This is a genomic window from Brevibacterium sp. CS2 (assembly GCF_005280295.1).
Taxonomy (GTDB): Bacteria; Actinomycetota; Actinomycetes; order Actinomycetales; family Brevibacteriaceae; genus Brevibacterium; species Brevibacterium pityocampae.
In genome coordinates this window covers 3,175,389-3,194,967 of sequence record NZ_CP040020.1, presented here as the reverse complement: position 1 = coordinate 3,194,967, position 19,579 = coordinate 3,175,389, and the positions used below count along the sequence as shown (strand labels likewise).

Genomic DNA, 19,579 nt, shown 5'->3' with positions numbered 1-19,579 from the left:
CCGGGCCATCCGCGGCCGGACGGTCTCAGCCGCGCACCCGGCGGTCGACGCGTGCCAGCCACCACAGGCCGACGACCGGGAGCACGAGCGGGATGAATCCGTACCCGATCCCGAACCCGGACCACACGCTGGGGGCCCGGAACACCTCGGGATGGGTGAAGCTCAGCACACCGACGACGAGCACTCCGAGAAGCTCGATGAGGCAGGACGCGATCGCGATCCGGTGGGTGGTGCGGTTGCCGATGACCAGGCACACCGTGGCGATGATGTAGACGACCGCAGCGACGGCCGACAGCGTGTAGGCGGTCGGCGCCTCGTCGAACTCGCGGATGATCTGGTACCCGGCGCGCGCGGACGCGGCGAGGGCGAACACGCCGTAGACGGCGGTGAGCGCCCGGCCGGGACCGGAGTGCATGGCCGACCAGCCCGGCCGCCCACCGGTGGCCGTGCCGGTGGTGCCGGGTGCGGAGCGGCGCGTCCTCAGAGCCAAATCTGGTCCATCCTCTCGATCATGACGAACACGGTGACCGCCGCGGCGGCGACCACGGCCGGCCCCCAGCGGCTGAGCTCCGCGAACGCCCAGAACCCGGCGAGCGGGACGAGCAGCAGCGCGGTGAAGAGGTAGCCGAAGAAGAGCAGCGGATCGGTGCCGTCGGCCCGGCCCCACAGCGCGATCGACACGACGAGCTGCACGATGAGGAGCACGAGCAGGCCGCCGGTCGCGCCGAGCAGCCCCTTGCCCGCAGCGGTGTTCCGGATCGTGAGGACGAGCGCCCACACGGTGAGGACCGCAGAGTACGCGAAGAGCAGATAGGTCAGGGCAGTGAGCACCGGACCAGTCTACCGAGGGCGCGCAGCGGATCACGAAGGGGCAACGATCGCCACCAGGTCCCCGGAGGCAGGTGTGGTCGATGTCACAATCACTGCAGGGCCGCACGTGCGGTGCAGACTCGGGGACAAGGGGCACGGGAGATGGCGATGACGCGCACACGGTGGATCACAGCGCTGGCGGCGACGGGAGCACTCGCACTCGCGCTCGCGGGCTGCGGGCAGTCCGGCACTCCCGGCGGTGAAGGATCCGGAGAGGGCGGCGCGGCCGGCGGCGACACCCCGGAGTACACCGTCGCCGACGACTTCTCCCTCGAGGAGTCCGAGACCTGGAAGGCCGCGAGCGACCGCGGGACGATCCGGATCGGCGTCAAGTACGACCAGCCGGGGCTCGCCAACGTCGAGGTCGGCTCCGAGCTGCCCGAGGGCTTCGACGTCGAGATCGCGAAGCTCGTCGCCGCGGGGATCGGATTCGCTCCCGAGGACATCGAGTTCATCGAGACCGTCACGCCCAACCGCGAGCCGTTCCTCCAGCAGCGCACCGTCGACCTCGTCGTCGCGAGCTACACGATCAACGACGAGCGCAAGCAGGTCATCGACTTCGCCGGCCCCTACTACATGGCGGGCCAGGACCTGCTCGTCCTCTCGGATTCGGAGATCAACGGTCCCGACGACCTCGCCGGGACCACGGTGTGCTCCGCGGACGCCTCGACCACCGCGATGCGGATCGAGACCGACTACCCCGAGGCCGACCTCGTGACCTACGACGCCTACCCCAAGTGCATCAACGACCTGCAGGCCGGCAACGTCGACGCCGTCACCACCGACGACTCGATCCTGCGCGGGTACGCCGCACAGTACGGGGACGAGATGCGGGTCGTCGGTGAACCCTTCTCCGAGGAGCCCTACGGCATCGGCATGCCCAAGGACGAGCAGGAGCTGCGGACCGCGATCAACGAGATCCTCGAGCAGGCACGCGAGGACGGCACCTGGGTCGAGGCCTTCGAGTCGACGCTCGGCGACAGCAGCGGTGTCGAGCAGCCGGCGACCGAGGACTACTGAGCCGAAGGCCGGTGAGCCGAGGGCTGCTGGGCTGGGGACTGCAGGGCCGGGGGCTGCCCGGCAGCCTGCCCGACGGCGGGCCGCTGCATCTGTGCGATGCGGGTCCGGCCCATCGTCAGGCCGATGAGGGCGAGCAGGCCGCCGATGACGAGGTAGACCGAGATCGGCCAGGTCGCGCCGTCGGAGATCTGGAGCAGCCAGGTCGACACCGAGGGGGACAGGCCGCCGCCGAGCACCGCTCCGACCTGGAACGACACGGACACGCCCGAGTAGCGGAAGCGCGGGGCGAACAGTGCGGTGAACCAGTACGCCATGGGTCCCCACACGATGCCGGCGAACGCGTAGCCGCCGACGATCGCGATCGTGGCACCCGTCGCGGTGGCCGAGGAGAAGAACCAGAAGAACGGGAACGCCCAGGCGATGAGGAGCACGGTCCCGATCCCCATCACCCGCGTCATCCCCAGCCGGTCACCCAGATAGGCGGCGGTGAGGCAGGTGACGAGGTGCACCGCGGAGCCGATGAGCCCGGCGGTGAGGATCGTCGAGCGCTCCATCCCGAGCGCCTCCGTGCCGAATGCCATGGAGAAGGTGTTGATGATGAAGATCGTGAGGTTGAAGCCCATGTTGAGGAGGATCCCGGCGAGCACGAACATGCCGGCGGTGCCCACCACCTCGACGAGGGGCGCGGCCGCCGTCGAGTCGGTGCGCTCGAGCGCGGTGAACTCGGGCGACTCGTCGAGGCGCAGCCGGATGTAGAGACCGACGAGCACGAGGACGGCGGAGGCGAAGAACGGCAGCCGCCAGCCCCAGTCGAGGAACGCATCCCCCGTGGCCGAGGCCGCGAGCGTGAAGGACAGCGTGCCGAGGATCGAGCCGAGCGGGGAGCCGCCCGTCGCCCAGCCGCCGTAGAACGACTTCGTGCCGGCCGGGGCGTGCTCGGTCACCATGACGAAGGCGCCGCCCTGCTCCCCGCCCATGAAGAAGCCCTGGAGCAGGCGGAGCGCGAGCACGATGAACGGCGCGGCGAGACCGATCTCGGCGGTCGCCGGCACGAGGCCGATGAGGAAGGTGCACACGCCGGTCGCGGTGAGGGTGATGACGAGCATCGACTTGCGCCCGAGGCGGTCGCCGAAGTGGCCGAATACGAGCCCGCCGAGCGGGCGGGACAGGAAGCCGGCACCCATGGTGAGGAAGGCGATGAGGGTGCCGACGAGCGGGTCCTCGGTGACGAAGAAGACCTGGTTGAACACGATCGCCGAGGCGAGGCCGTAGATGATGAAGTCGTACAGCTCGATCGCGTTGCCGATGCCCGAGGCCAGCGCGACGCGCCGGACGGCCGAGCGCGGAGCGGCCTCGGCGGTCCTCGCAGGGGTGGAAGTCATGAGAGGAATGGTAGGACGAGGCCCGGCCGCGGCGTTCGGCGGGGTCGCCTGGTGGACGGGACGCCGCGTAGAATCGCCCACGATGCGCACCTACTTCGACCATGCCGCCACCTCGCCGATGCCGCCGGACGTGCTCGACGCGTACACCGCGGAGCTCCGGCGCGCAGCCAACCCCTCGTCCCTCCACGCGGAGGGCCAGGCCGCCCGGATGAGGATCGAGCAGGCCCGTGAGGACATCGCACGGGCCGTCGACGCGAGCACCCCGGCCGAGGTCGTCCTCACCTCCGGCGGCACGGAGGCGGACAACCTCGCGATCAAGGGGCTGTGGAGGCTGCGCAACGCCGATGTCGGCAGCGCGGGTGACGCCTCCTCGGGCGAGGAGCCCAGCGGCGGCGAACACTCCTCGCCACCGCGCCCCCGCATCCTCATCTCCGCGATCGAGCACCCCGCCGTGTCCGAGGCTGCCGACTGGCTCACCGGGCTCGGTGCCGAGGTCGTGCGGATCCCCGTCGATGCCGACGGCCGCCTCGACCTCGCGGCGTACGAGGCGGCGCTCACGGCGGATCCGGATCGGACCGCGCTCGTGTCGGTGATGGCGGCGAACAACGAGATCGGCACGGTGCAGCCGATCGCGGAGGTCGCCGCGCTCGCCCGCGCTCACCGGGTGCCAGTGCACACCGACGCGGTGCAGGCATTCGGCCAGCTCCCGCTCGACTTCGCCGCAGTCGGCGTCGACGCGATGACGGTGACCGCTCACAAGATCGGCGGCCCGGTGGGCATCGGCGCGCTCGTGCTCGGCCGCGACCTGGCACCGGAGCCGGTGCTCCACGGCGGCGGGCAGGAGCGCTCCGTGCGCTCAGGGACCCTCGACGTGGCCGGGGCCGTCGCCTTCGCCGCCGCCGCGACCGCCGCGACCGCGGACCTGCCGGCCCGGGCGGGGCACATGGCCGCGCTCCGCGACCGGCTCATCGACGGGATCACCGCGGCGGTCCCCGAGGCCGAGCTGTCCGGCCCGCCCGGCGCGGGCCGGCTGCCGAACAACGTCCACTTCGTGTTCCCCGGGTGCGAGGGCGACACCCTGATCTTCGGCTTCGACGCTGCCGGCTTCGCGACCTCGGCGGGTTCGGCCTGCTCGGCCGGGGTGTCGCGGCCCTCGGAAGTGCTGCTCGCCTGCGGGCGCGACGAGCCGACCGCGCGCGCCTGCCAGCGCTTCACACTCGGCCCGGAGACGAGCGAGGCCGACGTCGATCGCCTCCTCGCCGCGCTGCCGGAGATCGTCGTGCGCGCCCGCCGGGCCGGCATGGCATCGGGGGCCCCGGCATGAGGATCCTCGCCGCGATGTCAGGAGGCGTCGACTCGGCCGTCGCCGCCGCCCGCGCGGTCGACGCCGGGCACGAGGTCGTCGGCGTGCACCTCGCGCTCTCCCGGATGCCGGGCACCCTGCGCACCGGCTCGCGCGGGTGCTGCACGATCGAGGACTCCCGCGACGCCCACCGGGTGGCGGGCCTGCTCGGCATCCCGTTCTACGTGTGGGACTTCTCCGAGCGGTTCAAGGAGGACGTCGTCGACGACTTCATCGCCGAGTACTCGCAGGGCCGCACCCCGAACCCGTGCATGCGCTGCAACGAGAAGATCAAGTTCGCCGCCCTCCTTGACCGGGCGCTCGCGCTCGGCTTCGACGCGGTCGCCACGGGCCACTACGCGGAGATCATCGAGGGGGCCGATGGCACCCCCGAGCTCCACCGCGGCCTCGATCTCAACAAGGACCAGTCCTATGTGCTCGGCGTGCTCACCGCCGAGCAGCTGCGCCACTGCTTCTTCCCGATCGGCGCGGCGACGGCGAAGGCTGAGGTCCGCGCCGAGGCCCGCGAACGCGGCTTCCCGGTGGCGGACAAGCCCGACTCCTACGACATCTGCTTCATCCCCGACGGGGACACGAAGGCGTGGCTATCCGACAAGATCCCCATGCGCCCCGGCCTCATCAAGGACACCGAGGGGGCCGTGCTCGGCGAGCACGAGGGCGCGATGACCTACACGATCGGGCAGCGCAAGGGCCTTCGGATCGAGCGGCCGGCGGCGGACGGGAAGCCGCGCTACGTCGTCGACCTCGACTCGCGGGAGAATACCGTGACGGTCGGTCCGCGCAGGGAGCTGTCCGTCGACCGCCTCGACGGGATCCGCACCTCGTGGTGCGGCGCGCCCCCGGCGGACGTCGGCTACGCGGAGTCCCAGGCGATCGACTGCGAGGTGCAGATCCGAGCCCATGCCGACCCGGTGCCGGCCCGGATGTGGCTCGGTGAGCTCATCACTGAGGTGGGGGACGGCGAGCACAGCGCTGAGGCGGAGGACGCCGAGGCGGAGGCGACCGCCACCGTGACGGGGGCAGGGGAACCCTCCGACCCCGCGGCCATCACCGTGCCCCGCTCCCGCCCGCCCGGCTTAGCTCATGCACGTCGTCACCGAACGCCCCCTGTCCGGGGTGGCCCCGGGGCAGACCATGGTCGTCTACCGCGGCACCCGGGTGCTAGGCCAGTCGACGATCGATCGCGCGCACCGCAGCACCGCGGCGGTCTGAGGCCCCGCGCCGGCGGGTTGCCGGGGACGCCGCACCCTCACCGATGCCGAGGTCCAGATCGTCATGACCGACGGCGGTCGGCGGCCCCCTGTTCTGCACCGCGGTCCCCGGTGACGGACCCCGCCCGGCCCCCCGGCAGTGCCCCGGGGGCATGACGTCCGTCCCACTCGCTACTGTGGTGCCATGAGCACCGCACCGTTCGGATCCTGGGATTCCCCGATCACCGCCGCACACGTGGCCGCAGGGTCCGAGCCGATCCAGCGCGCCCGGTTCGCCGGCGAAGCGATCTGGTACTCCCAGCGCATCTCCGACGAGGAGGGGCGGACCGGGATCTTCGTGTCCCGCACCGGCCGGTTCGGCGACGGGGAGCTCGTCCTCCCGTGCGGCCACAACGCCCGCAGCCGCGTCCACGAGTACGGCGGCGGGGCCTGGGAGATCGACGGACCCTCGGGCACGCTCTACTTCGTCAACGCGACCGACCAGCGCGTCCACGCACTCGACACCACCGACCCGGGTGCCCGTCCCGTCCCGCTCACCCCGGCGACCCGGTCGACCGTGCGCTACGGCGACCTCGTGCTCAGCGGCGACCGGCTCCTCGCAGTCCGGGAGAGCCACCGCGCCCCCGGCGAGGTGCACCGCTCCATCGTGGCCATCGAGACCGGCGGGCCCGACGCCGGCGCGCTCGTCACCCTGGCCGAGGGGCCGCACTTCCTCGCCTGGCCGCGGATCTCACCGGACGGCCGCCATCTGTCGTTCGTCGGCTGGGACCACCCGCACATGCCCTGGGACGAGACCCGGGTGTACATCCAGGAGCTCTCCGAGGGGCGCCCGGTCGGGCCCGCGGTTGCGATCTTCGGACGTGCCGAGGAGTCGGTGCTGCAGCCGGAATGGCTCGGCAGCAGCACGCTCGTCGTCAGCGCCGACCGGACCGGCTGGTGGGAGCTCTATCGGCTCGACGTGCCGACCTTTCTCGCCCGCTGCCGGGGCGAGGCCGGGGCCCGACCGGCCGAGGAGGTCCCCCTGCTGAGCACCGATGGGGAGATCGGCGGCCCGCTGTGGTCGCTCGGCGACCGCTGGCACCTGCCGGTGGAGCACGGCAATCGGATCCTCGCCGAGAGCCGGTACGGCACCTCCTCCCTCGTCTGGTCCGATGTCCGCACCGGCGAGCACCGGATGATCGACTGCGGGCTGACGAGCTTCTCGATCCAGGACTATCGCGAGGGCACAGCCCTGCTCGTCGGGGGCAGTGCGCACCGGGTGAGCGGTCTCTACACCTTCGAGCTCGCGAGCGGCGAGCTGTCGCCGGTGGCACTGTCGAACGCGCGCCTCGCGCACGCCGACCACTATCCCACCGCGGAGCTGCGGGAGTTCGACGGCGTCCCCGCCGTCGTGTACCCGCCGCGCAGCCCGGGGTTCTCCGGACCCGCCGGTGAGGTGCCGCCCTATGTCGCGTTCGTCCACGGCGGGCCCACCGGGCAGGCGGTGCCGATGGTGTCGGCGCACCACGCCTTCTTCACCTCGCGCGGGATCGGCGTCGTCGACGTCAACTACGGCGGCTCGACCGGCTACGGGCGGGCCTACCGCAACCGGCTGCGCGGGCAGTGGGGGATCGTCGACGTGCAGGACACCGTCACCGTGCTCCGCGGACTCGCCGCCGCCGGGGAGGCGGACCCGGACCGACTGGCGATCAGCGGCGGCTCCGCCGGCGGGTGGACCGTGCTCAACGCGCTGACCACGACCACCGATTTCGCCTGCGGGGCCTCCTACTACGGGGTCGCGGAGCTCACCCGGTTCGTCACCGAGACCCACGATTTCGAATCGCACTACATCGGCACGCTCGTCGGCCCGCTGCCGGAATCTGCGGAGATCTACGAGGAGCGCGCCCCGCTCAACCGGCTCGACGCGCTGTCCGCCCCGGTGGCGGTGTTCCACGGCGCACTCGACACCGTGGTTCCGCAGAGCCAGACGCGCCGGCTCGTCGCGGCACTCGAACGACTCGACCTGCCCTTCGTCGCGAAGGTCTACCCACGCGAATCGCACGGCTTCGTGCGGCCCGAGAACCTCATCGACTCCCTCGAGACCGAGCTCGGCTTCTACGGCCGCATCATGGGCTTCGACACCCCGGGCATCCGCCGGGTCCACCTGCGCGGACGCGGCCGATGAGCGGGGATCCCACGTCCGGCGGCGGACAGCCGGTGATCGGCGGCGGACGGACGACGGCCACCGCGCCCCAGCGTGCTTTCTCGACCACCGGGGTGTGGCCGGGGGAGGACCCGCGGCAGGGTGCCTCGGCGTCGTTCGACGATCTCGCCGCCGGCTACCCGGCGATCCCGCTCACCGGTGCCCCGGCCCAGGGCGGGAGCCGCTGGGCCGTCGACGGGACGGGTGCGGCGGTGCGGCTGCTCGCGGAGCTGCCGGTCGACCTCGGCTCCTACGGCTGGCGGCTGAGCCGCGGCGAGGGGAGGGACCAGCGCGTCGAGGAGTCGCGGTTCGGCCGCACCCTCGATGCCGTGGGCGAATACGGCGAGGGCTATGGCGGCCGCACCCTGCTCACGCTGCCCGGGCCGTGGACGCTGATCCGGGCGCTCAGCCTGCCGGGCGGCACGCCGGTGCTCGGCGATCGCGGAGCGGTGCGCGACGTCGTCCAGGACTATGCCGCCGGCATCACCGCGGAGCTCGACCGCTGCGAGCGGCTGCTCGGCGCCCGGCCGCGGGTGCGGCTGTGGGAGCCGTCGCTCGATGCGATCCTCACCGGTTCGGTGCCCACGGTCTCCGGATTCCGCACGCTGCCCGCGCTCGCCGAGCAGTCGGTCACGGCGGCGCTCGCGTCGTTCCTCCGCCGGACCGGGCCGGACACGATCCTCGGACTGCCGGAGCTCGGCCACGTGCGGATCAGCGGCAAGGCCGTCGCCCACCGGCGACTCCTCGCCGATGCCGGGGTCGGGGCGCTGAGCATCCCGCTCGAATCTCTCGAGTCGTTCGACGGGCGTCGCTGGGAGGCGGTCGCCGAGGCCGTCGATGCCGGGACCGAGGTGTGGCTGCGGCTGCCGGCGCGGGCCGGTGAGCGGCCGAGCGAGGTCACCCGTTGGGTGGATGCGCTCGCCGAACCCTGGGAGCGCATCGGGATGAACCGGGCGAGCCTGTCCGGATTCGGTATCCTCACCGGGTGGGAGCTGCCGGTCGGGCTCCCGCCGCTGCTCCCGGCCGACGCCTCGGTGCGGACCGCGCTCGGAAACATCGCGCTCGCGCGGCGCCTCGCCGATGCGCTCGCGGAGGAGTCGTGACCGGGACCGGAGCGGTGAGCGTGCGGGCGGCGTGGGTTCGGCCGGGGCGGACGGGCGCGAGACACCAGAACGACGGGGAGGCAGCATGACATGCTCGACGAAGCCGGCGGGCGACGAATCGACCGCCGAGGAGCCGACGGCAGCGGCTCAGGACGGTGCGGCCAAGGCCGCGGATGAGACTCCGGTGAGCAGCGCCTCGACCAGCGACGCCTCGGTCAGCGACGCCTCGGTCAGCGACGCCTCGGTCAGCGATGCCTCGGTCAGCGACGCCTCCGACGACGACACCTCGGACAGCAGCTCTGCTGATGTCGACCTCACCGACGCCTCGGCCCGTGCCCGGTACGCGCAGGAGCTCACGGCCGCGATCGAGGCGCATCGCGAGGCCTACTTCAAGCACGATGCGCCGACCGTGTCGGACGCGGAGTACGACGCGCTCATGGTGGCCCTGCGGGACCTCGAGGAGCGGTTCCCCGAGCTCGTCGACGACGCCTCGCCCACGCAGACCGTCGGCGGCGCCGTCGACACCTCGACCTTCGCGGAGGTCGAGCACCTGTCGCGCATGTACAGCCTTGACAACGTGTTCTCCCTCGAGGAGCTGCGGGCCTGGCGGGCGCGCACGGACAAGGCGGTGCCGGCCGGCACCCGGTTCCTGTGCGAGCTCAAGATCGACGGCCTCGCGGTCAACCTCCTCTACCGCGACGGCGAGCTCGTGCGGGCCGCGACCCGCGGCGACGGCCGCACGGGCGAGGACATCACCGCGAACGTGCGGACGATCGCCGACATTCCGACCCGGCTCGACACGGAGTTCCCGCCGGCGGAGGTCGAGATCCGCGGCGAGGTGTTCTTCCCCGTCGAGCGATTCACCGAGCTCAACGCCGCGCTCGTCGAGGCGGGGAAGGCGCCCTTCGCCAACCCGCGCAATGCCGCGGCGGGTTCGCTGCGCCAGAAGGATCCGCAGGTCACCGCTGCGCGTCCGCTCCACATGCTCGTCCATGGGATCGCCGCCTGGACCCCGGCTGGGCCGGATCATCCGGAGCCCGCCGCACAGTCGGAGGTCTACGAGCAGCTGCGGTCCTGGGGTCTGCCGATCAGTGAGTACTACCGGGTGCTCGGTGCCGAGTCGGAGGTCGAGGAGTACATCGACCACTACGGCGAGCACCGCCACGACGTGCTCCACGAGATCGACGGAGTGGTCGTCAAGGTCGACGACATCGGGACGCAGGAGGAGCTCGGATACACCTCGCGCGCCCCGCGCTGGGCGATCGCATACAAGTACCCGCCGGAGGAGGTCACCACCCGGCTGCTCGACATCCAGGTGCAGGTCGGCCGGACCGGACGGGTGACCCCGTTCGCGGTGATGGAGCCGGTGACCGTCGCGGGGTCCACGGTGAGCAAGGCGACCCTCCACAACGCGCACGAAGTCAAGCGCAAGGGCGTGCTGATCGGCGACACGGTGACGATCCGGAAGGCCGGGGATGTCATCCCCGAGGTGCTCGGCCCGGTGGTCGCGGCACGCACCGGGGACGAGCGGGAGTTCGTCATGCCCGCGGTGTGCCCGTCCTGCGGAACCGCGCTGCGGGAGATGCGCGAGGGCGACAAGGACATCCGGTGTCCGAACTCCCGGTCGTGCCCGGCGCAGGTCGCGAACCGGCTGTTCTACCTCGCGTCCCGGGCCGCTCTCGACATCGAGGCGCTGGGGGAGGAGGCCGCGCTCGCGCTCACGCAGCCGGTCGCCCCGGAGGTGCCTCCGCTGACGAGCGAGGCACACCTGTTCGATCTCACCGTCGAGGACCTCGCCGAGGTCGAGATCGAGCGGGAGAAGCGGGTCAAGGGCGAGCCGACCGGCGAGATCGAGCGCGTCAAGTACTTCTACACCAAGGAGGAGCGGTACGTCCGCGGGGAGAAGGCGGGCGAGCTCAAGAAGCCCTCGGTGCCGCGGGCGAACACCGTGAAGATGCTCGAGGAGATCGCTGCGGCGAAGGAGCGCCCACTGTGGCGCGTGCTCGTGGCGCTCTCGATCCGGCACGTCGGCCCGACCGCGGCGCGGGCGCTCGCGGAGCGCTTCCGCACGATGGAGGCGCTGCGCGGTGCCTCGTTGGAGGAGCTCGCCGAGGTCGAGGGTGTGGGTCCGACGATCGCGGAGAGCGTCGTCGAGTGGTTCGGCGTGGACTGGCACCGGGAGATCGTCGACACGTGGAAGGACGACGGGGTGGTCATGGCCGACCCGGAGCCCGAGGACTCCGACGTGCCGCAGACGCTCGCGGGGCTGACGATCGTGGCGACCGGGAGCCTCGAGGGCTTCACCCGCGACGGGATCAAAGAGGCGATCACCGGTGCGGGCGGGAAGGCCGCGAGCTCCGTGTCGAAGAAGACCGATTACGTGGTCGCCGGGGAGAACGCCGGCTCGAAGCTCGAGAAGGCGGAATCCCTCGGTGTGCCCGTGCTCGACGAGGCGGCATTCGCCAAGCTCCTCGCCGAGGGGCCGGCCAGCGGCGATGGCGACACCGCGGACGAGGACAGCGATGCCGCCGGGTACGATGTTGAAGCCGGCAGCTGAGCCGGTTCGAACGTCATGAGCTGAGAGCACTGTGAACGGCCCCCACAATCCCCGCCACCCCGACAACCCCCAGCATGTCCCCGGTCCCCACCAGGGCTCTGGTCCCGAGCAAGCCTTCGGGCTCCACCGGAGCTCCGGTCTCGAGCCCGGGGGCAGGCACCAGCTCTCACCGGAAGCAGGGTCTGCTGCCATGCCCGGTGGGCCCGTCCCGGTGCAGCAGCCGACCGGGGCGCTGGGCAGGTGGCTCGGGCTCATCAGTCTGTGTGGGCTCGCCCTGCTGGGGAATATCTTCGGGATCATCGCGACGTCGATCGTCCACGCGAAGAGCAGGCACAAGCCGATGCTCGCGCGGCACAACGCCCGGAACGCCCTCAACTGGTCGATCAGCTTCGGCGCGTACACGGCGCTGCTCTTCACCATCCACTTCATCGTGCTCTACGTGGTGACGGCGGATGAGCCGTACACCGGCGGGTTCTTCCCCATCGCCACCGCGATCGCGATCTGGATGGCCGTCGGTGTCTATCACGTCATCGGCTCGATCGTCTGCGCCGTCAAGGCGGCGAACGGCTCGGTCGCCTGGCTGCCCGGAACACTGCCCTGGGTCGGCAGCCCCCGCTGACGGGGAGCATCCACTGAACGCCAGATCCACTGAACGCCGGCATCCGCTGAACGCCAGTCGCCCTGCTGAGGAGTGGTGTCTGTTGACCGGTGACCTCCGGTGATCGGTCGCCTCCAGCTGATCAGCGGGCTCAGTTGATCAGCGGCGTCAGTCGATCGTCAGCCCCCCCAGATTGAAAGCCTTCTGACCGGCAGCCTTCTGATCGGCAGCCTCTGCTGGTTGGAGCAGCAGCGGATCTGCACATCTCAGGGTCGGATCGGTCTGGGGTGCGGGAGAGGTGCCGTCCCGTGTCGATTCAGAAGGGCGGCGGGTCGTCGTCGGCGTGCCACCAGGAGTCGCCGTCGTCGGCGGGAGATGCGGTGGATGTCTCCTCCGTGCTCCCGTCGTCGGACGTGCCGCTGAACAACGTAACGGAGTCCGTGAGGCGCGTGTCCTCTCGGCTGGCCGCGGGCACGCGGTCGATCGTCGTGTCGGGTTGCGGCGCGGTGGCGTGCGGACGGTTATCCTCCGTCTCGGAGGCGTCGGAGGCGTCGGAGGCGTCGGAGGCGTCGGGGGCGTCGGAGGCGTCGGGGTCCGGTTTCGGGACCTTCTCCCAGTACGCCCACGGATCGATGACCACGGCAGCGGCGGAACTGCCCGGCGTGCTGTCATCCGGATCTTGGTGCGGCGGACTGGCAGCTGGGCATACTCCGGGCGGTTGATCGGGCGGCCCGTTGCCGGGGCCGTGTGGTGGTCCGGTGTTCGGGGTGTCCGGCGGGTCGTCGTCAGGGTCACGCGGGGGTCCGCCATCGGGAGGACTCCGTAGGTCGTCGTCGCCGTCCGACAGTTGGGTGCCCGGGGTGTCCGGGTTGTCGTCGGGTTCGTTCGGCGGCGGATCGGGCTCGTCGGGGTCGGGGTCGGTTAGGCCGAGGAGGCGGCGGGTGATGCGGGCGTTTTCGCGATCGGCGGGCCTGTCAGCCGGTGTGGTGGTGTGGGTGATGCCGTGGGTGAATTGCCAGCAGATGAGTCCGTCGGTGGTGCGGTGCAGGCGCAGGGTCCGCTCGGTCTTCATCTGGTGGTGCTGCTTGCACAGGGGGTGGAGGTTGTCGAAGTCCGTCCGCCCGCCACGAGCAGGAGCGGCGTGGTCGAAGGGGGTGATGTGGTCGGCTTCGCTGGTCTCGGCTCGCCGCGTGCAGCCCGGGGCGGTGCACCAGGCCCAGGTCTGGTTCAGCGTGGTGCGCATTCCGGCCGGCAGCGTGTAGGACTGTGCAATCTCGGGGCAGATGGCGCCGGTGGTGGGGTCGGTGAGGATGCGGGTGAATTTCTCCGACCCGGCGGCGAGTCTGCGGGCGAGGTCGGCGGGGATGGGGGTGCCGTCGGACCAGGTGCCGGGCAGTGTGGCGTGTCCGGTGAGGGTGAGGAAGGGAACGGTGATGACGACGGTGGCCTGTCTGCGCAGCCAGTCCTGATTCGACGGACACGTCACCGTGACATGTTGCCGCACGCGCCCGTCCGGGCCTGCTTCACCTGCATCGGTATCACCGGTGGAGGGGAAGAGTCCTGGATTCGGATCTGCGGTACTCCCCTCAGCAGTGAACGCGCCTGCGTCCTGACTACTGCCGCCGTCACCGCCGCCGCCCTCCTCGGAGGCGGTGGTGGTGTTGGGGGTGGTGATCTCGATGTCGGTGCTCGGGGCGGTGGCGGTGAGGAGGTCGAACATCAGCTGCGGGATGGTGCGATCGTCCTCAATCTGCGCCCCGGCCGGCAGCTGCTCACCGAACGTCGAGGCGTGGGCGGCCCGGATCGCGCGGGCGGTGGCCTCGAGGCGGCGGTGCAGGGCGTGCAGGGGCTCGAGGGGACCGGTGAGGAGTAGACGTCCTTCCCGGGCATCGCTGCGCCAGAAATCGACCCGCCGGTTCTCCCGCACTTGCTCCTCCTGTTCCTCGTCATCGGTGAGCATCCGGATGAGCTCGTTGACCGCCCGGCAATAGGCTTCCCACGACAGATCGGGACGCAGTGCGGTGATCCCCGCATCGAGCGCTGCGAGTTTCTCATGCCCGAGTCGGTGAGCGCGGCGGGCGGCGTACTGCAGGCGCTCGTAGCGCAGGATTCCGGTGGTGGCGCGGTCGTGGCAGGCCCGCAGGCTGAACGTCGCGATGAGTGCTTCGCGGGCGGCGGTGTAGGCGCGTGTGATGGTGGTGTCGAGGACCGCGGCGAGACAGGTGAGGTGTTCGCCGGTGACGCGTTCGAGCACCCAGTGGGCGAGCGACCCATCGGCAGGCAGGCCGTACCGGTCCCGCCCACACCCCGGGCAGCCGGCGGCAGAGCTGGCAGTGCCGGTGGGCGCGGAACAGGGCACGGATTCTGCGATGCCGGTTGCAGAGTCCGCGGCGGCGGGAGAATCGGGAGACGAAACCACGGGCCCGGCCGTTCCCGCGCAGGTGGTGCAGTCGGGGGCGGGGGTGAGGTCGAGGCATTCCTCGACGATGGTCTCGGCGATGAGCTGCATCCGGGCGAGCATCACCCGATCATGGGCGGCCACCGAGTCCCGCAGCCGCAGGAGAGCAGGCCGCTCACCGAACGGGTGACCGGCAGGGTCGCGGGGATCGGAGTCGCCGGGGTCGGTGCTGTCGGGGTGGACGGTGGGTGCGGTCATCGGAGGTCACCTCCCTCGGAACGGAACGATCAGAGTGGATACTGGGACTGGATCGGGTGTGCTGTGCGAGTGGTTCCAGGCTATCGGGACCCACGGACACGGGATGCGCGTAAAGCACCGAAAAACCGTGTTATCCACAGGGTGTTCGATATTGATCTGAATATTCTTTCGTCTGCACCATCGATTGGGGAAATCTACCCCGCTCTGCGCAGGGATGGGTTTCCGCGCCCCGTGCGCGTACCGCCTCTCTCGCATCTCTCCACGACTGCAGCTCGAGCCCTGCCGACCCCCTGCCGACCCCCTGCCAGCCCCCTGCCTAGCCACCTGCCGGTCGCCACCCATCCGCCGGATGTGACCGTGCCTCGGCGCAATCGGTTCCTGCGCTAGGCGCGAGGCAGACCCGCGGCTCGGGGGTCACTGATCTCTGTACCGGGCCTCGCTCAGGTAGGGCCCGCCTCTGCCGTGACGCAGTCCGTTCCAGCACCGCTCAGTCATTCACTTTGACACTGTCCGTTCCAGCGCCACCCAGCCGTTCGCCGCGGTTGCTCATGCGGCTCGTTCCTGCTGGCGCTGCTCCGCCCTGCTCACTCGGCTTCGTCTTGCTCAACCACCCCCGTCTCGCCTGCTCAACCACCCCCGCCCGTCTCGCTTGCGCAACTCACCCTGTTCACCCCTGCTCGCCCCGCTCGCCCCGCTCGCCCCTGCTCACCCCTGCTCGCGCAGCTCGCCCTGCTCACCCAACTCACACTGCCCACGCACCCCGCTCAACTCACGCGGCTGCGCCCGGGCGGCGGTGCTCGGACGACTGTGTCAGGGCCAGACACTAGACTGACCGACGTAGACCGACCGCTGCCGCGCACACTGCCACAGGCGCTGCCACCAGCACTGCCGAACACACCGACGCAGGCACGGCGCGGAACATTGCCACCGAACACCGTCAACGAAAGGGTGAAGATGTCGGAGAAATCCGCTCTCACGTCCGCGGAGGTCGCCCACCTGGCCGACCTCGCCCGGATCGCCATAAGCGAGGAGGAACTCGCTCGTACGGCCGGCGACCTCAGCTCGATCCTCGCCAACGTGGCCCGTGTGGCCGAGGTCGCCACGGACGAGGTCCCCGCGACGTCCCACCCCATCCCGCTCTCCAACGTCATGCGTGAGGACGTCGTCGGTGAGACCCTGACGAACGAGCAGGCGCTGTCCGGCGCCCCGCAGTCCGAGGATGCCAAGTTCCTCGTCCCGCAGATCCTGGGGGAGGACTGACATGACCGACACTCCGCAGAATCGGGGCACCTCGCAGAACGCCGACGCCCCGCAGAACACCGACACTCCCCAGAGCTCCAGCGCTCAGCAGACCGCCGACCTCACCCGGCTCACCGCCGTCGAGCTCTCCGCCGGCCTGCGCGCCGGGGACTTCTCCGCGACCGAGGTCACGCGCGCCCACCTCGATCGGATCGAGCAGGTCGAGGGCACGGTCAACGCCTTCATCACCGTGACCGGTGACGTCGCGCTGGCGACCGCCGCCGAGGTGGACCGCAAGCGGGCAGCCGGCGAGGATCTCCACCCGTTCGCCGGTGTCCCCGTCACCCACAAGGACCTCGTCGTCACCTCCGGCATCACCACGACCGCCGGCTCGAAGATCCTCGCCGACTGGGTCCCGCCCTACGACGGCACGGTCTACCGCCGGACGAAGGCCGCCGGCCTTCCGCTCCTGGGCAAGACCAATCTCGACGAGTTCGCCATGGGCTCCTCGACGGAGCACTCCGCGTTCGGCAATACGACGAACCCCTGGGACACGACCAAGGTGCCCGGCGGTTCGTCCGGCGGTGCCGCCGCCTCGGTCGCGGCGTTCGAGAGCCCGTTCTCCGTCGGCACGGACACCGGCGGATCGGTCCGCCAGCCCGCCGCCTTCACCGGTACGGTGGGCGTCAAGCCGACCTACGGCTCGGTCTCCCGCTACGGCGTCATCGCAATGGCCTCGAGCCTCGACCAGGTCGGACCCGTCGCCCGCTCTGTCATCGATGCCGCGGCCCTCCACCAGATCCTCGCCGGCCACGACCCGCACGACTCGACCTCGCTGCCCGGTGAGGTGCCCGATTTCCTCGCCGCCGCCCAGCAGGGCGCGTCCGGCGGCGCGCTCGAGGGCGTCCGCCTGGGAGTCGTCAAGCAGCTCGCGGGGAAGGGCTACGAGGACGGCGTGAGCGCCGCCTTCCGCTCCGCTCTCGACCTCGCGGCCGCCCAGGGCGCGGAGATCGTCGAGGTCGACTGCCCGTCGCTCGGCTACGCGCTCGACGCGTACTACCTCATCATGCCCTCCGAGGTGTCCTCGAACCTCGCACGCTACGACGGCATGCGGTTCGGCCTGCGGGTCGAACCGGAGGACGGTCCCGTCACCGCGGAGACCGTCATGGCCGCCACCCGTGCCGCCGGCTTCGGCGCCGAGGTCAAGCGCCGCATCATCCTCGGCACCTACGCGCTGTCGGCCGGATACTACGACGCCTACTACGGCTCGGCGCAGAAGGTCCGCACCCTTGTGCAGCGCGACTTCGCCGCCGCCTTCGAACAGGCCGACGTCCTGGTCTCGCCCACCGCGCCCACCACGGCGTTCGGGTTCGGCGCGGAGAAGAGCTCCGACCCGATGGCGCTCTACCTGGGCGACGTCGCCACGATCCCGGCCAACCTCGCCGGCATCCCCGGGATGTCGCTGCCTGCCGGTCTGTCCGAGGGCCTGCCCGTGGGCTTCCAGCTGCTCGCCCCGGCCCATGAGGACGCGCGCCTCTATCGGATCGGCGCCGGCCTCGAATCCGCACTCGACTCCGCCCGCGGCCACTCGCTGCTCGCGCAGGCACCGGAACTGTGAGGAACACGATGAAGTACGAAGACGCAATCGCGAAGTATGATCCGGTCATCGGCATCGAGGTGCACGTCGAGCTCGGCACCGCCACGAAGATGTTCGACGCCGCGCCCAACACCTTCGGCGGCGGTCCGAACACCAACGTCACCCCGGTCTCGCTCGGACTCCCCGGGGCCCTGCCGGCCGTCAACGGGAAGGCCGTGGAATATGCGGTGAAGATCGGTCTCGCACTCGGCTGCGAGATCGCCGAATCCTGCCGCTTCGCCCGGAAGAACTACTTCTACCCGGACGTGCCGAAGAACTTCCAGACATCCCAGTACGACGAGCCGATCGCCTTCGACGGCTCCGTCGAGGTCGAGCTCGCGGACGGCGAGATCGTCACCGTCCCGATCGAGCGCGCCCACATGGAGGAGGACGCCGGCAAGAACACTCACGTGGGAGGCTCGGACGGGCGCATCCACGGCGCCCAGCACTCGCTCGTCGACTACAACCGGGCCGGCGTGCCGCTCGTCGAGATCGTCACCCACCCGATCGTCGGCACCGGGGAGCGCGCTCCCGAGGTGGCCTCCGCCTACGTCCGCACGCTCCGTGACATCTTCAAGGCCCTCGACGTGTCGGAGGCGCGCATGGAGCAGGGCAACGTCCGCGCCGACATCAACGTCTCCCTGCGCACCTCGCCCGAGGCGCCGCTGGGCACCCGCACGGAGACGAAGAACGTCAACTCCTTCCGCTCGATCGAGCGCGCCGTCCGCTTCGAGATCAGCCGCCAGGCCGCGATCCTCGAAGCCGGCGGGTCGGTCCTGCAGGAGACCCGCCACTTCCACGAGGACACGGGGGAGACCTCGTCCGGGCGCGTGAAGTCCGACGCCGACGACTACCGGTACTTTCCCGAGCCCGACCTCGTTCCGGTCGAGCCCGCCCGCGCCTGGGTCGAGGAGATCCGCAGCACTCTGCCGGAGCTCCCCGCCCAGCGCCGCCGCCGGCTGCTCGGCGAATGGGGCTTCTCCGAGCTCGAGATGCGCGATGTCATCAATGCCGGCCTGCTCGACCCGATCGAGGAGACCGTCACCCTGGGCGCCTCGCCGGCCGCCGCGCGCAAGTGGTGGACCGGGGAGATCGCTCGTCTGGCCAAGCAGGACGAGGCCGAGCCGACGCAGCTCGCCACTCCGGCGCAGGTCGCCGAGCTCGCTGGCCTCGTCGAGGCCGGGAAGCTCAACGACAAGCTCGCCCGGAAGGTGCTCGCCGGCGTCGCCGCGGGCGAGGGCTCCCCGAGCGACGTCATGTCCGCGCGCGGACTCGAGATCGTCGAGGACACCGGCGCGCTCGAGGCCGCTGTGGACCAGGCGCTCGCCGACAACCCGGATGTGGTCGAGAAGATCAAGGGCGGCAAGATGCAGGCGATCGGCGCGCTCATGGGGCCGATCATGAAGGCCACCCGCGGCCAGGCCGACGCCGGCAAGGCGCGCGAGATGATCATGGCGAAGATCGGCGGCTGACACCGCTGGTCGGCCGACACCGCCGATCGGCTGCCGCCCTGTCGGCGGACAGTCGGGGCCGCGGAACGGCGGTTGGTCGCGCATCGGATCGCCCGCCGGTCGCACCGCGCACACGGCTCCCGGGACGAGGTGGGGAAAACCCCCGACTTCATCCCGGGAGCCGTCTGCATCCCCGGATACACAGCGATGTGTCAGTTCCCGGTCCTACACTGGAGGCCACGATCCGGTGCCGCCGCCATGCCTGCGGGTGGTTTCCTGCCGCGCGACGCGGCCGCGCCGGACAGCAGTGG

14 protein-coding genes and 1 pseudogene are annotated in these 19,579 nt (G+C 71.0%); 10 read left to right on the top strand and 5 right to left on the bottom strand.

The annotated features are described in order from the left end of the window. Positions 1–25: 25 nt before the first annotated feature. Together FDF13_RS14330 and FDF13_RS14325 are read right to left on the bottom strand one after the other, a co-directional pair. The gene (locus FDF13_RS14330; RefSeq protein ID WP_302630561.1) at positions 26–490 is read right to left on the bottom strand and encodes a hypothetical protein; all 465 of its coding nucleotides are present in this window, start codon (positions 488–490) and stop codon (positions 26–28) included. Next, a complete protein-coding gene (locus tag FDF13_RS14325; RefSeq protein WP_137320240.1) occupies positions 481–831 on the bottom strand; it encodes a hypothetical protein in 351 nt (116 codons plus the stop codon). Before FDF13_RS14325 ends, FDF13_RS14330 begins: the two co-directional genes overlap by 10 nt. A 147-nt stretch (positions 832–978) precedes the next feature. On the opposite strand from FDF13_RS14325, the gene FDF13_RS14320 reads away from it, so the two are divergent. Then, a complete protein-coding gene (locus FDF13_RS14320; protein WP_137320239.1) occupies positions 979–1,890 on the top strand; it encodes a glutamate ABC transporter substrate-binding protein in 912 nt (303 codons plus the stop codon). On the opposite strand, the gene FDF13_RS14315 is transcribed toward FDF13_RS14320, so the two are convergent. Next, positions 1,884–3,272 carry an MFS transporter gene (locus FDF13_RS14315; protein WP_137320238.1) on the bottom strand — a complete coding sequence of 463 codons (1,389 nt, stop codon included), beginning with the start codon at positions 3,270–3,272 and terminating at the stop codon, positions 1,884–1,886. The genes FDF13_RS14320 and FDF13_RS14315 overlap by 7 nt on opposite strands. 82 nt (positions 3,273–3,354) lie before the next feature. Between FDF13_RS14315 and FDF13_RS14310 the strand changes: the two genes are divergently transcribed. From FDF13_RS14310 to FDF13_RS14295, 4 genes and pseudogenes are all read left to right on the top strand, one after another. Then, positions 3,355–4,596: a cysteine desulfurase family protein gene (locus tag FDF13_RS14310; RefSeq protein WP_137320237.1), complete on the top strand. Its 1,242-nt coding sequence runs from the start codon at positions 3,355–3,357 to the stop codon at positions 4,594–4,596. Continuing rightward, positions 4,593–5,847: pseudogene (gene mnmA / locus FDF13_RS14305) on the top strand (tRNA 2-thiouridine(34) synthase MnmA). The gene FDF13_RS14310 and the pseudogene mnmA overlap by 4 nt, the downstream one beginning before the upstream one ends. A 183-nt stretch (positions 5,848–6,030) precedes the next feature. Continuing rightward, positions 6,031–8,010, top strand: coding sequence for a prolyl oligopeptidase family serine peptidase (locus FDF13_RS14300; protein WP_137320236.1), 1,980 nt, complete (start codon positions 6,031–6,033; stop codon positions 8,008–8,010). Continuing rightward, the gene (locus FDF13_RS14295) at positions 8,007–9,131 is read left to right on the top strand and encodes a hypothetical protein (protein ID WP_137320235.1); all 1,125 of its coding nucleotides are present in this window, start codon (positions 8,007–8,009) and stop codon (positions 9,129–9,131) included. The genes FDF13_RS14300 and FDF13_RS14295 overlap by 4 nt, the downstream gene beginning before the upstream one ends. A 147-nt stretch (positions 9,132–9,278) precedes the next feature. Here FDF13_RS14295 and FDF13_RS15680 read toward each other — a convergent pair whose 3' ends face one another. Then, positions 9,279–9,416: a pentapeptide repeat-containing protein gene (locus tag FDF13_RS15680; protein ID WP_368074045.1), complete on the bottom strand. Its 138-nt coding sequence runs from the start codon at positions 9,414–9,416 to the stop codon at positions 9,279–9,281. A gap of 79 nt (positions 9,417–9,495) precedes the next feature. Between FDF13_RS15680 and ligA the strand changes: the two genes are divergently transcribed. Together ligA and FDF13_RS14285 are read left to right on the top strand one after the other, a co-directional pair. After that, positions 9,496–11,688, top strand: coding sequence for an NAD-dependent DNA ligase LigA (gene ligA / locus FDF13_RS14290; protein ID WP_368074061.1), 2,193 nt, complete (start codon positions 9,496–9,498; stop codon positions 11,686–11,688). A 190-nt stretch (positions 11,689–11,878) separates the two neighbouring features. Further along, positions 11,879–12,307, top strand: coding sequence for a DUF4870 domain-containing protein (locus FDF13_RS14285; RefSeq protein WP_137320233.1), 429 nt, complete (start codon positions 11,879–11,881; stop codon positions 12,305–12,307). 295 nt (positions 12,308–12,602) lie between these two features. Here the strand turns inward: FDF13_RS14285 and FDF13_RS14280 are convergent, their stop codons facing one another. Then, positions 12,603–14,942 carry an HNH endonuclease signature motif containing protein gene (locus tag FDF13_RS14280; protein WP_137320232.1) on the bottom strand — a complete coding sequence of 780 codons (2,340 nt, stop codon included), beginning with the start codon at positions 14,940–14,942 and terminating at the stop codon, positions 12,603–12,605. 954 nt (positions 14,943–15,896) lie between these two features. On the opposite strand from FDF13_RS14280, the gene gatC reads away from it, so the two are divergent. The 3 genes from gatC to gatB are packed head-to-tail and all read left to right on the top strand — an operon-like array spanning position 15,897 to position 19,289. Then, positions 15,897–16,202 (top strand): Asp-tRNA(Asn)/Glu-tRNA(Gln) amidotransferase subunit GatC, encoded by a 306-nt coding sequence (gatC, locus tag FDF13_RS14275; protein WP_137320231.1) that lies wholly within the window; start codon positions 15,897–15,899, stop codon positions 16,200–16,202. 1 nt (position 16,203) lies between these two features. Then, a complete protein-coding gene (gatA, locus tag FDF13_RS14270; protein ID WP_137320230.1) occupies positions 16,204–17,799 on the top strand; it encodes an Asp-tRNA(Asn)/Glu-tRNA(Gln) amidotransferase subunit GatA in 1,596 nt (531 codons plus the stop codon). 8 nt (positions 17,800–17,807) lie between these two features. Continuing rightward, entirely contained in the window at positions 17,808–19,289 is a 1,482-nt protein-coding gene (gene gatB, locus FDF13_RS14265) for an Asp-tRNA(Asn)/Glu-tRNA(Gln) amidotransferase subunit GatB (RefSeq protein ID WP_137320229.1), read from the top strand. The last annotated feature ends 290 nt before the right edge of the window (positions 19,290–19,579 follow it).

Bases quoted from the DNA above. Each gene is read 5' to 3' on its own strand.
- FDF13_RS14320 (WP_137320239.1), top strand. From the start codon at position 979: ATGACGCGCACACGGTGGATCACAGCGCTGGCGGCGACGGGAGCACTC.
- FDF13_RS14315 (WP_137320238.1), bottom strand. From the start codon at position 3,272: ATGACTTCCACCCCTGCGAGGACCGCCGAGGCCGCTCCGCGCTCGGCC.
- FDF13_RS14310 (WP_137320237.1), top strand. From the start codon at position 3,355: ATGCGCACCTACTTCGACCATGCCGCCACCTCGCCGATGCCGCCGGAC.
- FDF13_RS14300 (WP_137320236.1), top strand. From the start codon at position 6,031: ATGAGCACCGCACCGTTCGGATCCTGGGATTCCCCGATCACCGCCGCA.
- FDF13_RS14295 (WP_137320235.1), top strand. From the start codon at position 8,007: ATGAGCGGGGATCCCACGTCCGGCGGCGGACAGCCGGTGATCGGCGGC.
- FDF13_RS14285 (WP_137320233.1), top strand. From the start codon at position 11,879: ATGCCCGGTGGGCCCGTCCCGGTGCAGCAGCCGACCGGGGCGCTGGGC.
- FDF13_RS14280 (WP_137320232.1), bottom strand. From the start codon at position 14,942: ATGACCGCACCCACCGTCCACCCCGACAGCACCGACCCCGGCGACTCC.
- gatC (WP_137320231.1), top strand. From the start codon at position 15,897: ATGTCGGAGAAATCCGCTCTCACGTCCGCGGAGGTCGCCCACCTGGCC.
- gatA (WP_137320230.1), top strand. From the start codon at position 16,204: ATGACCGACACTCCGCAGAATCGGGGCACCTCGCAGAACGCCGACGCC.
- gatB (WP_137320229.1), top strand. From the start codon at position 17,808: ATGAAGTACGAAGACGCAATCGCGAAGTATGATCCGGTCATCGGCATC.